Genomic DNA, 13551 nt, shown 5'->3' with positions numbered 1-13551 from the left:
TTCATTGCAGACAAAATTTTGTGTTTAAATTTAAAGGGCGTCATATATTTCCTATAGTAGGGATACTTCATGTTATTACAAGTATCCACACACTAGACGAAATGGGTGAGGAAATTGTTTTATGTTACTTACTTTGAAAAAACAAATCTTCTATTAAGCCAGATCTTAAAAAGGGCACCATCAGAAGGGGAAGAAATTAAAATTAAAGGGCGAAAAGGGAAAGTCGTAGGTGTAAATAGTATAGACGAAAAGAATGTACACGTACAAATTATCTTTGAAAATGTCAAGAAAAATAAACCCACTGTAGATCCCAAAAAAAGAAAGTAACTTCATAGAAATTTGTATACTGGTAACGAAAGGACCGTTCAGTCTTCTAGTGTGAACAGTCCTTTCTTTTGTTTACAACAATTTTTCTAGCAGTTTGTTGATTACTTTAAAATGAGACAGATAACAGAATTGTTAAATAATTATATTTATTGTTATTAAATAGTAATCTTAGTTCGATAGATTTTCTGTTAATTTCGATAGATTACCCTTTGAATTCGATAAATTATGAGTCCAATTCGATAGAATATCCATAAATTTCGATAGATTAGCCAATTAGATGGAAACTAAAACAATAAAGCTTAGTCCAAGTATCGGAAGTTTGCCTTCTTAACTTAGAAAAACATGATGATACAATCCTTGTATGAGGATGTATCATCATGTTTTTCTAAAAAAGTAAACAAAAACAAACTATTTTTGTTTTAAACGCTAGCATCGATTAGCTAAAAAGCCATTTTTTCTTTTATTCTTCGTTATCCTTTCGAAGCAAATAAATAAAAGGTTTCACCAATGAAACCTTTTCATTTTTTTCTTCGTCTATTAATAGAAGGAATCTGAATTTGAATTAGGAGGAGCTTCATGAAAAATTTCCAGATTATTGTAACTGTTGCTTTATCCATTATCTTGATTATGAATTACAATTTAACAACAAGGGTTAAGGAACTTGAAAATCAGTTAGTTCACATTTCTCTTGATCAACACCAAATCATAAATACTGTTCATGGGCAAACAAGCAATATCCAAAATATAATCAATGATATACGTGAAGAACAGAGCTGGATAAGTCATATCAACATAGATGTTGAAACATTATCTACCGAAGAGCAGCAGATTTTAGGAAAATTTGAATGGCAAATTAAAGAGCTTCCGAGTAATGCCGAAGTCGTATTCAACTATTCCGTTGGCAACAATGGGTATTACACAACAATCCCTGCAGAAGAAATTCAAAATGGGCTATTTCAAGTATTAATACCATTCGAAACAGACCTAGAGCCCCGATGGCATATGAGTAGAGCATACTCTCAGCAAAGGGGAATGGTTGTAGAAGAATATGAAGAAATGGTCCCCTATACTGAAGAAGAAATGAGGTTCTTTGTATCCATGTCCTTTGACGGGATGGTGAAGAGTGGAAATCAGCAGGTTGCAAACATAGGACACTATGCAACAAACTATTATGGAACAATTTTCACCCATATTCATACTCGAAACGAAGAAGTTACCATTGACGTTACTAGTGAACTCTATGACTCTCCTATTCCTATTGAGAAAGTCTATCTACTAAAATATCAAAATGGTGAGTTAATAAACGAAATACAAATGCTGACTGATCAGGACCCTAATAATAACTACCGTCCATTTCATTTCTGGTTGGACCAACCACTGGAAACAGGAACCTTTACCCGCCTCGTTATTAAAGCTGTTTATAACAACGGAGAAACATTTGAAAAAGAAGTTTATCCACACTAATCAAAGATCAATTTTTTTATGATTAATTAGTTGGATAGATTTAAATTCATGATTAGCTTTGTTTTTATATACAAAATAGACTTCCAACAATTTGGAAGTCTATAAATTTTGTTTTGGATAATCTAGATAATTTTGCTTATCTATTCCTGCCAAATGTTTAATTGTATATTCCTCTTCCAGATTTTCTGACTAGACGGCAAAATGGTAAGAATGAACACCTTTCCTTTGCTCCAAAAAGTTTTGTGTAATTGTTGTTGTTTGGAGATATTCTTTTTTTGTGACCATCGTATGGACTGTAAATTTCCTAAGATATCTGTTATAAACATAGTCCTCATTGTAAGCAAAACCTGCGTGTTTCCATTTTAAATAACCTAATGTTAATGGAATAGGTAAAAAAGCAATAAAATATACAACTGCCCCAAGCAATATAACTAACAAAATTTCAATAGCAACAACCATTAAAAGCCCTTTGAAAGTATAAAAAAGGATAACGTTCTTTTTAGGTTGATGCATTTCTTTTGGCAACTGGAATTCTGATTTTATTTCAGCTAATATGAGTCTGGATTGATCTTCCCTCTCCCACCACTTATACTCTTTGTTTAGCAATTCTTCTTCCGATAATTCATAAAAGCGTTTCAAATGACTTCCCTTCCCTTTTTAAAATGTATTAACCCTACTCACATTTATTGGCTTACTTTTCTTAGGGATCCAATTCTAAACTTTTCAGGAATTGGGGCACCTTACTTTCAATTTAGACGTATCCAATAATGGATTTTTTTACAGATTGAGGTCGTATCCTATGGTAATACTATAGACACTATGAAAGTTAGGGAGCAATGAGGATGATTCACCTATTTTTTGCTTTGTTCACAATCGGAGTTGCATGGAAATGGGGAGATTGGAGAAAATGGCGTCTATATCTTCCTACAATCCAATATTTCATTATTGGTGATCTACTTTATAACTTGTTTACTTGGGAATACACATTATGGTGGTATCCGCATCCGGCGAATCTATTACCGAATCATTTGCTAAATAACCTTTTTATCATGTTCACGTTATATCCCAGTACTTTATTAGTTTTTTTATATCACTTTCCAAAAAAGAACCGAATACATCAAATTCTACATTTATTAGGATGGATTATATTCTGGGTTATCTTTGAATTTTTTATGGTTTTCAAAGGGCAATGTGTATATGAAAACGGCTGGTCCTTTGGTTGGTCCATCGCTTTTGCTACTATCATGGTAACGATGTTGGCACTGCATCATAACCGTCCAATGTTGGCCTATATATTTTCCATACCAATTACACTTTTCCTATTATGGTGGTTCCAAGTGCCAGTACTTCAAGCCAAATAAGTATTTTGAGTAAACTTACCTTAAATTGAGTTATATATATCATTAATAAGGTATTGAGCGGTTTGCAGGAACTGTTCTTCTTTGCTCTCGTGATCTACATAATGATAAAATACTAAACATGTTTGAACATAAGTAGTTGATCCATACTATGTATTTTGATAACCCTTTACTCAAAAACTAATTCAAGACATTTCCATTAATAGTTTTTTTAGGGGAGGTAAATCGATGAGTAATGTATATTCTGAAAGGAGAAACATTTTTGATGAAGATAAAATACCTTAATTTTTTATTACTTTTAGTATTTATTATAGTAACATTAATTGCTTGTACTACATCTAATACGCCAGATTCCGATAATACCACCGAAACATCACCAGTAGGAAAATTGACAATGATTGGTGATTATGGCGATTTTGTTCCAGGAGAAATAGACGACCCAGTTCATGATCCCGCCTTGTTTAAGGATGGAAATACATATTACGTGGTTTCAACTGGTATTCTTAATCCCCAAAATCCAGGTGGTATTTACCTCCGTAAATCTACAGGAACCCTAGAAGGGCCATGGGAGGCACTTGGAGAAATCCCTGTTCCAGAGTGGACTCATGAATATAATCACGAACACCTTTGGGCACCCCAAGTTGTGAGAAATGACAACACATTTTATATGTATTATGCAGTTTCTTCTTTTGGGTCCAATAATTCCGCAATTGGAGTAATGTCAACAGAAACTCCTGAAGATCTTAACAGTTGGATAGACCACGGTCCAGTTATAACATCTCAAACAGGAATGGACTTTAATGCTATTGATCCATCCGTTATGAAGGATGAGGGGAAATGGTGGATAACGTTTGGTTCCTATTGGACTGGCATTAAACTCCAACAGTTAGATGAAAATATGACCGAACCAATTGGTGAAGTATATGATATAGCTTCAAGACCAAATGTACAACATAACCCAATCGAAGCACCTACCGTCTTTAAAAAAGATGAATACTATTATCTCCTAACATCTTGGGATCGCTGTTGCGCAGGGCTGGATAGTACTTATAAAATTGCTGTAGGCCGTTCTGAATCAATTACAGGACCTTATTATGATAAAGAAGGAGTACCTCTCATGGAAGGTGGAGGTACAGTAATTCTTGATAGTCATGATAATCAAATAGGTCCTGGTGGCCAAGACTATTTCCATGAATCTGGAATAGACTATTTGATTTACCATTACTATGACGGAGATGCAAATGGAGTTATTCGAATGCAGATATGGAGTATGGATTGGGAAGATGGTTGGCCTTTCTTTAATTAGAAATCAAACAGTTTCTTGGTACTGGATATGATAATTTAGGCTACATTAGTAGTCGTTTATATTTATTCCGAAAGCTATTTTCGCAACTTTTTTTAGAAAAGATATTGACAAGTTTGGTGGCACTTGCCCTATTCTTTTATTTTTAAAAAAAGGAAACCACAAATTAGCTCGACTAAAGTGTGGTTTCCTTTTTACTACTTTCAAAACATGGAGACAGTACTACAATGCAGCGATTGCTTCTTTAATCGGAGTCGTTCCTGACACTAACTGAAATTCCTTACCGATCGTTTTCTCGTTTTCCAAGCAAGCAACGATGACACTTGCCACGTCCTCTCGAGGGATTTGCCCTCTCTCCACTTCCTCTGCTGCTTTGACATGACCGGTGCCTTTCTCATTGGTCAGTCCACCAGGATGGATAATCGTGTAATCCAATTCTGTACGCCGGAGCCAATCGTCTGCGTAATGCTTTGCAGCAACATATGGTGCAAAAGAAGCAGACGCACTCTGAATTGCCTCCCGACTTGTATCAAAGGAACTGATCATTACAAACCGCTTGACCCCGGCCATTTTCGCCGCCTCAATGGTTTTTACCGCCCCATCCAAATCGACCATAATCGTTTTATCTTTTCCTGTGTGCGGTCCAGAACCTGCTGTGAATACAATCGCATCGACGTCTTTAGCTGCTTTGGCAATTGGCTCAATCTCCCCTTCTAGATCAATCAGGACTGTTTCCGCACCGATTTTTTCAAAATCTGCAGACTGCTCCGGCTTTCGAATCATTGCCTTTGCTTTTAGACCGTCCTTATTCTGAAGAAAGGAAACAAGATGTTTTCCAATTTGGCCATTGGCACCAACTACAAGTACATTCATTTTCTCCACCCTTTCTATTTCCATTAACTATTACTATCGTATACAAAAAAGAAGGTTAATGTCCAGAATCTGTGCCTGTCACCTCCTGAATAATCTTGTTTCACGTAAATGTTCCACAAGAAATTTGGATCACAGGTTTAGTTAAGTACGATATGTTCTTATATATTCCTCGAAGCTCCATTCTTGCAAAAATAGCTCTGTTGCTATTTTTCCCAATTCTATTAAATGTAACTTTCCCTTAAGCTGGATGTTAAAATCGATCGTTCCTACAGCAATTCCTTCTATAAATACCGTCCTTGCAGCAGCTTCCTTATTGACGTATTTTTTATCGTGGGCTTCTAGCATTGTTCGAATAATGGAAATGGTTTTCGATACTGGACCTTTTATTTTGAAGGCTTCTGGATCGATGTTTTGTCCTGATAAGCGGAATCCTATTGTCGGCCATCTTGGAACTCCCTTTGTATCAAATATCCAGATTGGGTAATTACTAAGTATGGCACCATCAATAATGATATGATTTTTAATATGACCTGGAACAAAATAGTATGGGATAGAACAGCTTAACTTAACAGCTGTTGAAATAGGAAAAGATTTTGGATCTACCCCATAGAAAGGAAGATCATCGGGAAGTATAGACATTCTATTATTAGAAATATCGGATATAACAATTTTCAATTTATTTTCTGGCAAATTCCCAAAGGTAAGTATTCCTTTCCTTCGAAGTGCCTCGTCCATCCACTCCTCTATATAGGAAAGCTTATACATTCCATTTTTCACACATAAACTAACTAGTGGACCTACTAGGGGGAATTTGCTTAGGCTTGTTTTTTGGGCAATGTTTTCGAAAGGGAAATCTAGCATTAATTCTTTTAATTGTTTGGAATTATATCCAGCTGCCAGTAATGCTGCAAGGATAGAACCAGCCGAAGTACCAGCTAATCTGTTCCACTCGTAACCAGCCTCTTCCATTACATCTATTGCACCCAAGTGGGCTAAAACCTTAATTCCCCCACCCTCAAACACTCCATCAACCTTCATTTAACCACCAGCCTCTTCTTACTATCTTTCAATTAAATGGGTATTCTTTATTGCAACGCAAATTTCCTGCCAATAGGGGCATTTTGTTATTTTTTCATTTATGCTGTATTCCTTATACCCTTGGTGCCTAAAGGTGATGCAAGTCACCTCTCATCTTTGTTTATCATGCTACGTTATGTATATGTACAATTGAATACGGTTTATATTTATAGTAGAGGAGTGAAGTAAGATGAATAAAATAGAGGTTCCCTCTCCATGGAAGTCCGCTGCTGAGCATGAACAGAAAACACCACCAGTCATTATCTCTTATTTTTTTGATATAGTTTATTTATTAAAGGGGCCTGTTTTACTTGCCAATGTAATCCCTGTTTTCACCGGGTTTTGGTTAGCTCTCCACTTTGCAAATACGTCCTTCATGGAACATTTAGCTATATTCTTTCTTTTGTTGTCCGGAAGTACCTTAGTTATGGCTGGTGCTCTTGTTATAAATAATTGGTACGATGCAGATATAGACAAAATCATGGCTCGCACCCTAAAACGTCCTACCGTAACGGGGAATATATCCCTGAAAACAACCCTCTATATAGGGATCACCCTAACGGTCTTAGGTTTTTTCCTTCTTCTTATCACTAGTATAGAATCAACTATCTATGCCTTTATTGGGTGGTTTACTTATGTGGTCCTTTATACGATGTGGTCTAAACGAAGATATACTTTAAATACGGTAATTGGCAGTATTTCTGGAGCTGTAACTCCGTTAATAGGCTGGGCAGCCCTAGAGCCGGCAACCCATATGGTTCCTATCGTCCTGTTTAGCATTCTCTTTATTTGGCAAATGCCACATACCTTTGCCATTGCCATGAGAAAATGTGAAGAATATCGTGCTGCCGGGGTAGCTATGCTTCCTGTTGTCCATGGATTTAATGTAACGAAGCGGCAAACGACCATCTATATTGCCTCCTTACTTCCCTTACCTTTTTATTTAGGCGAGCTAGGTATTTCCTTTATTGTCATTGCCACATTACTCAACGTAACTTGGCTGGCTTTAAGTTTATTCGGTTTCCTTACAAAAAATAATGGGAAGTGGGCGTATATGATTTTCTTGTATTCCGTAAATTATATCACACTGTTATTTGTTCTTATGGTTCTTGTCACCTTACCTTTCTAGTTAAACCAAATGCTGTGATCAACGCTGACAGTCTCCTGTTATGCAATGATGACAGCTTTTTTATTTTTATGGTGATTCACCTCACCTCCTTGAATTTCATTATCAATTACGATGATAGTAAGAAAAACAAAGGAGGTTGATTTAAATGGAAAAACTTAAAGCAACACAAGGAGAAAAAGCAGAAGAGAAATATGGTGCTTCCATAGGTACCTGGTTTTCGTTAGGAATTGTCCTTGCCGTTATTACTGCTACGAATCTATTATTATTTTGGCTATACATGGTCAGAGTTTAGGAGGGGTATGAGATGAAATTTCATTTAGATGAAAAAATATGGCTTATTGCAAGCTTCGGAGTCATTATTGGAATGATGCTCTTTACTGGGTATCAAACATTTGTATTAGGTATGGGGCCCCCAAGCGGCATGGAGACAATTGATCCTCAAAAAGTGGATGTTACTGCACCATTTGATGAGCCTGGTGTTTATGAAATTGGCGAAAACGAATATGAAGTGGTCATGACGTTACAATTATTTAGTTTCACACCAAATAATATTGAAATACCTGCAGGGTCAACCGTACATTTTACCATGACGTCAAAAGATGTTACACACGGCATTCAAGTTGCTGGAACGAATATAAATGCCATGGTGATGCCAGGTCATATTCAAAGGATTACCCAGAAATTTGATGAAACTGGTGAGTATCTTGTTTTATGTAATGAATACTGCGGTACGGGGCATCAATTTATGGCAACTACCATTACGGTGAAATAAGGGGGGGGAGCAATAATGGAAACAACATTGAAACAATCATGGAGAGACAATGCATATCGTGCTCTCGGTATTAGCCCAGAAGATGCAAAACTATCAAAAACCTATTTACTAGTATCCTTTACAACCTTACTCATTGGCGGACTTTTAGGTTTGCTACAAGGTTTAAATCGGGCAGGCCTTCTAGAGCTTCCAACCTGGCTCAATTATTACCAAGTGTTAACGGCTCATGGAATTCTTTTAATTCTAGTTTTTACATCCTTCTTTACGATTGGTTATTTCTATGCTGTACATTCCCATACATTAGGAGGTCTCCTTCCTAAAGTACGGAAGCTCGCGTGGATTGGTTTTAATTTAAAAATCGTCGGACTAGTGTTAGCTGTTATTCCAATTCTCATGAACGAAGCATCGGTGATGTTTACCTTTTATCCACCGCTTGCAGCACACCCTGTCTTCTATTTTGGTTTAGTATTTTTTGTCATCGGTATTTGGATGTGTGCCTTTGGTTCCTTTATTCAAGTGGCTAATTGGAGAAAGGAAAACAAAGGTCAGCATGTACCTATCTTGTCTTACTTTGCTACTGGTGTATTTGTATTATTATTCTTCAGCAGTATTTTTGTAGCCATTGAAGTATTTATGATCATTCCGTGGGCACTCGGCTGGGTCGAGACCATTAATGTTATGCTTGCTCGAACCCTATTTTGGGCTTTTGGTCACACGTTAGTAAATATTTGGTATTTATCAGCTGTTTCTGCTTGGTACGTTGTAGTGCCAAAAGTCATCGGCGGACGCCGTTTCAGTGATACGTTAACACGTGTCGTCATCATTCTCCTTGTTGTTTTGAATATTCCTGGAGGGTTTCACCATCAAATCATTGACCCGGGAATTCATGAATCCGTTAAATTTTTACATGTGTTTATGAGTTTAGCAATCGGATTTCCCTCTTTAATGACGGCCTATGCCATGTTTGCCGTCTTTGAAAAAACAGCAAGGAAAAAAGGAGGAAGGGGAATCTTCCGTTGGTTTAGTAAATTACCATGGGGAGATGTTCGATTCCTAGCACCAATGGTCGCCATGATTGCCTTTATTCCAGGTGGTGCTGGAGGAATTGCCCAAAGCACCAATCAATTAAACCAAGTCGCCCATAATACGTTGTGGGTTGTGGGTCATTTCCACTTAACTCTCGGAACTTCAGTGGCCTTAACCTTTTTTGGTATTAGTTATTGGTTAGTACCTTATTTGTCCAAGCGGGTTTTAACACCTGCAATCAATAAACTAGGAATCTATCAGACAATTTTCTGGTCTGCAGGTATGGTATTTATGGCAGGAGCAATGCATTGGGTTGGTTTATTAGGCTCACCGCGAAGAACCTCGTATACAACCTATTTTGATAATGCAACGGCACTAAGCTGGGACCCGTATCTAATGTTCTTAGCTGTGGGAGGAACCCTTCTCACTATCGGTATTCTTATTCAAGTTTACGCGGTTATCCATCTCATGTTTTTTGCACCAAAAGGGGAAACGGAATTTCCGATTGCTGATGTTGAGGATATTGCTACGCCAACACCATATTGGACAGAACGCTGGGGAATGATTATTGTCATTATGCTACTCGTTATTGGAATGGGTTACGTTATACCAGTAGTAGATATGATTATTAACGCACCACCAGGATCACCTCCATTCCGACCATGGTAAGATAAATATCCAAAAGGTGTACTTTCCTTTTGGGGATTTATCGATACGATGAGCTAAGCCGTCGCATTCTTTTAAAGCCTATTATGAGCGCTCTTCTCATAATAGGCGCGCGACGAGCGTGCCATCGTCGATTGATCGAATGGTGCCAAAATGCGGAAAAGAGTTGCATGTTTGTGGTCGATATCTCTTTTACTACTATTCTCTCTCATTTTTGATTTAGCTTTTTTGCCAGCATAGATTGTTGTTTTCGATAATTAGATGGAGTGAAAGGCGGTGAAGTGATTGCATGATAAAAAACAGTCAGACAACATTATCCTGTATTCTTGTTATCCTATTTGGATTTGTTTTGTTCTATGTGGGAACCGATGGATTCCGTGCCTATACTGCTGAAACCGCAAGACTTTATAAGCTCATGGAACAAAATCCAACTCTCCCCCATGTAACATTAGAAGATAGCAATTCTCGTACCTATCCCATTTCGGACCTGGAAGATAAATATCTATTTATTACCTTTATGTATACAAACTGCGGAACCGTTTGTCCTATTCTGGAAATGAATATGGGCCAAGTCTTCAACCTTCTTCCTGAAGAATACATTGGGGAGGATATTGTATTTTTAAGCATCAGCTTTGATCCAGAACGGGATGACCCAGCTACACTGGCTGAATACAAGAGTCATTTTTATAATGCCGATGGAGAAACATGGAGAATGGCTAGAATCGAAGATGAAGAAGAACTAGATCAGTTATTGGAAACATTCGGTGTCATCGTGATTCCTGAGGGGAATGGGGACTTTGGTCATAACTCTGCCTTTTATTTAGTTGATCGAAATGGGGTTCTTATTGATGTCATGGATTATACAAAAATGGATGAGGCAGCAGAAAGAGTTATAAGTATTTTAGAATCGGAGAAGGGGGCATAAGAACATGAATCAATTTATTTATGGACTGATTTTATTCATCGTATTAGCTCTCCCCCCTGTTTCCAATCTATTAGAGTCCATCATGATTGTCCATATGCATATGCAGATGCCCTTGTTAGTTGTAGCCGGATTTTTCATGGGACATTACTTCCAATTGCGATTTCCTGAATTTTTTCAAAGATGGAATGAAAATGGGATACCAGGTATCCTCTTATTTACGATTATCATGATCTATTGGATGATTCCTCGAACAATGGACGAAGCCTTAACGATGCAGAGTGTTCAATTATTTAAGTTTATTAGTCTACCCTTCTTTGCTGGAGTCCCACTACGAGACAGCTGGCCTAAACTTAGTTTACGAGGGAAAAACATCCTTATAACCGGCTTTACCCTAATGTTTATTGGAATGGGATTACTCTATGTTTTATCCCCAGAACAATTATGTAACAATTACTTATTAGTAGAACAAATCACCCTTGGCTGGGGGTTTATCACAATGGCAATATGCATGGTTATTTATCTTGCTTATAAAACTTTTATTAATGAAGCCGACTACGAATAACATATGTGCGTAGCCGAGCATTCAAATCCTGAGTGTTTTGTAGCATTTTTGGATATAAATTTGTATTCCTTATAAGTATTGAAAAAACACAATCTAGAGCATAGAAAAAATTGGTTGAAGAAGTTAAAATAAATCTTGTAAAAATGAAGCCTAGAACAAAGTTTTTAATTATGCTTTGGAATCAACTTATATCCATAAAAGCAGCAGGAGGAAACTATTGTGATTAAAAAAGCAGATGTATTAAGCAGATTACGTACTTTAATCGGTAAAGAACTTACGGAAGAAAATTTACATGAAGCATTATATTGTGAACCAAAACATGAAGGTATTTTAAGAAGATTTCGCAAAGGAACCCAAACGTACGTTACATATAAGTTGATAGTCAGTGACGATATGAACGTTCCTTCGTATGCAACCATAACAGTACCTGGAAACCCGCACTCCTTTCATCTTGATCTAAAAAAAGAAAACGGGAAATTCATTATCCAAACAGACCCTAAAATTAATTATACCTATTAAGCTTTGGTATTTTACTTCCACCAATAAACCCCTGATACATAAGACTTCACAGTATCAGGGGTTTTACTTAACTTCTGTAGTTCCACCCAGTACCCTTACAACTCTACTAAGATACAGTCATTAAAAATCTTACCTTTTTTAAGAATAGTTAGTTTACCCATTGAACAAAGTTTGGTAAAATTTAAGCAGAAAATGTGAAAGCGTTTTCCGATAAGGCTGTACGAAATGTTAATGAAAATGGAGGTAACAAAATGGGACATACAAATGGATTATCACACCGTATGGCAAGTAAGACAATTAAACTAGTGGATGAAGGGGGAAACCCAGTTGTAGGAAAGGAAGTAGTACTTACACAGACAAACCATAAGTTCTTGTTTGGCTGCGGCATTTTTGATGCAATTGATGTAGCAAATAAAAATGTGCCAGCGGACAGACTTGCATTTCAGGAACAAAAACTGGATTTGTTTTTAGATGTATTTAACCAAGCAACACTCCCTTTCTATTGGGCTATGTTCGAGCCTAAGAAAGGAAAACCCCGGACAAAAGAATTAAAGGCTACTGCACAGTGGTTAAAAGATAGAAATATAGATGTGAAAGGACACCCACTTTGTTGGCACACATTAACTGCACCATGGCTTCTGGATATGAGTAATGAAGAAATTCTGAAAGCACAATTTGCTAGAATCGAACGAGATGTATTAGATTTCAAAGGATTAATAGATACGTGGGATGTTATCAATGAAGTTGTTATCATGCCTATCTTCGATAAGTATGACAACGGTATCACACGAATTTCTAAGGTTCTTGGCCGCGTTGGTATCATTAAAGAAATGTTTGCAAAAACACGTGAATGCAATCCTAATGCAACACTTTTATTAAATGACTTTAATACATCTATTAACTATGAAATCTTAATTGATGGATGTTTAAATGCAGGTATTCCTATTGATGCTATCGGCATTCAGTCGCATCAGCATCAGGGATATTGGGGACGTGAAAAATTAGAAGAAATATTAGACCGTTTCTCACACTTCGGTCTACCAATTCACTTTACGGAAAACACGTTGACATCTGGACATCTTATGCCTCCTGAAATTGTAGACCTGAATGATTACCAGGTTGCAGATTGGCCATCTACACCAGAATTCGAAGAACGTCAGGCAAAAGAAGTAGAAGAAATGTATTCGATTCTATTTAAACACCCCCTTGTAGAAGCTATTACAACCTGGTCCTTCAGTGATGATGGTGCATGGCTTGGTGCTCCTGCTGGATTTATTAGAAAAGATAATAGTCCAAAGCCATCTTACAAAGTATTAAAGAAACTCATAAAAGAAGACTGGAATACAAATGTGACATGTAAGACAGATGACAACGGAACACTCTCATTCGAAGGACTCCTCGGTGACTATGAGCTTGTTTGTGAAGATAAAAAAGTAAGCTTCAAATTAGATAAAGATGCTGAAACAGAACAGATGCTAATCCTCTAATCATGCATTTGAACTGAGCTATATATATTTCTTATTGTCCAATGTTCACCTAAAAAACAACCG

At 37.0% G+C, this 13551-nt stretch carries 15 protein-coding genes; 12 read left to right on the top strand and 3 right to left on the bottom strand.

Annotation, left to right across the window (positions count from 1 at the left end; genetic code table 11):
* Positions 1–105 precede the first annotated feature (105 nt).
* Positions 106–327 (top strand): hypothetical protein, encoded by a 222-nt coding sequence (locus J2S74_RS10730; protein WP_307325297.1) that lies wholly within the window; start codon positions 106–108, stop codon positions 325–327.
* A 576-nt stretch (positions 328–903) separates the two neighbouring features.
* Positions 904–1791: a hypothetical protein gene (locus tag J2S74_RS10725; RefSeq protein ID WP_307325295.1), complete on the top strand. Its 888-nt coding sequence runs from the start codon at positions 904–906 to the stop codon at positions 1789–1791.
* Positions 1792–1980: 189 nt separating this feature from the next.
* Here the strand turns inward: J2S74_RS10725 and J2S74_RS10720 are convergent, their stop codons facing one another.
* The gene (locus tag J2S74_RS10720) at positions 1981–2430 is read right to left on the bottom strand and encodes a hypothetical protein (protein WP_307325292.1); all 450 of its coding nucleotides are present in this window, start codon (positions 2428–2430) and stop codon (positions 1981–1983) included.
* A 203-nt stretch (positions 2431–2633) separates the two neighbouring features.
* Between J2S74_RS10720 and J2S74_RS10715 the strand changes: the two genes are divergently transcribed.
* Positions 2634–3152 (top strand): CBO0543 family protein, encoded by a 519-nt coding sequence (locus J2S74_RS10715; protein ID WP_307325289.1) that lies wholly within the window; start codon positions 2634–2636, stop codon positions 3150–3152.
* A 262-nt stretch (positions 3153–3414) separates the two neighbouring features.
* On the top strand, positions 3415–4455 hold the full coding sequence (locus J2S74_RS10710) for an arabinan endo-1,5-alpha-L-arabinosidase (protein ID WP_307325407.1): 1041 nt from the start codon (positions 3415–3417) through the stop codon (positions 4453–4455).
* Between the two features lie 219 nt (positions 4456–4674).
* Here J2S74_RS10710 and J2S74_RS10705 read toward each other — a convergent pair whose 3' ends face one another.
* On the bottom strand, positions 4675–5325 hold the full coding sequence (locus J2S74_RS10705) for an SDR family oxidoreductase (protein ID WP_307325287.1): 651 nt from the start codon (positions 5323–5325) through the stop codon (positions 4675–4677).
* 141 nt (positions 5326–5466) lie between these two features.
* A complete protein-coding gene (locus J2S74_RS10700; protein WP_307325285.1) occupies positions 5467–6363 on the bottom strand; it encodes a patatin-like phospholipase family protein in 897 nt (298 codons plus the stop codon).
* A 229-nt stretch (positions 6364–6592) separates the two neighbouring features.
* Here J2S74_RS10700 and cyoE point away from each other — a divergent pair, with 229 nt between their 5' ends.
* The 8 genes from cyoE to J2S74_RS10660 all read left to right on the top strand — a co-directional run bounded on the left by cyoE (position 6593) and on the right by J2S74_RS10660 (position 13488).
* Positions 6593–7531: a heme o synthase gene (cyoE, locus tag J2S74_RS10695; protein ID WP_307325283.1), complete on the top strand. Its 939-nt coding sequence runs from the start codon at positions 6593–6595 to the stop codon at positions 7529–7531.
* A 145-nt stretch (positions 7532–7676) separates the two neighbouring features.
* Positions 7677–7823, top strand: coding sequence for a hypothetical protein (locus tag J2S74_RS10690; RefSeq protein WP_307325281.1), 147 nt, complete (start codon positions 7677–7679; stop codon positions 7821–7823).
* Between the two features lie 12 nt (positions 7824–7835).
* On the top strand, positions 7836–8303 hold the full coding sequence (locus J2S74_RS10685; RefSeq protein ID WP_307325279.1) for a cytochrome c oxidase subunit II: 468 nt from the start codon (positions 7836–7838) through the stop codon (positions 8301–8303).
* Between the two features lie 15 nt (positions 8304–8318).
* Entirely contained in the window at positions 8319–9998 is a 1680-nt protein-coding gene (locus tag J2S74_RS10680; RefSeq protein WP_307325275.1) for a cbb3-type cytochrome c oxidase subunit I, read from the top strand.
* A 286-nt stretch (positions 9999–10284) separates the two neighbouring features.
* Positions 10285–10920, top strand: coding sequence for an SCO family protein (locus J2S74_RS10675; protein WP_307325273.1), 636 nt, complete (start codon positions 10285–10287; stop codon positions 10918–10920).
* A gap of 4 nt (positions 10921–10924) precedes the next feature.
* On the top strand, positions 10925–11482 hold the full coding sequence (locus J2S74_RS10670) for a hypothetical protein (RefSeq protein ID WP_307325270.1): 558 nt from the start codon (positions 10925–10927) through the stop codon (positions 11480–11482).
* Positions 11483–11701: 219 nt separating this feature from the next.
* Entirely contained in the window at positions 11702–12001 is a 300-nt protein-coding gene (locus J2S74_RS10665; protein ID WP_307325268.1) for a hypothetical protein, read from the top strand.
* A 251-nt stretch (positions 12002–12252) separates the two neighbouring features.
* On the top strand, positions 12253–13488 hold the full coding sequence (locus J2S74_RS10660; protein ID WP_307325265.1) for an endo-1,4-beta-xylanase: 1236 nt from the start codon (positions 12253–12255) through the stop codon (positions 13486–13488).
* Positions 13489–13551: the final 63 nt, after the last annotated feature.

This window comes from Evansella vedderi (genome assembly GCF_030813435.1).
GTDB lineage: Bacteria > Bacillota > Bacilli > Bacillales > Salisediminibacteriaceae > Evansella > Evansella vedderi.
Note: the sequence above shows the minus strand (reverse complement) of the source record. Positions and strands in the feature narration are given on the sequence as shown.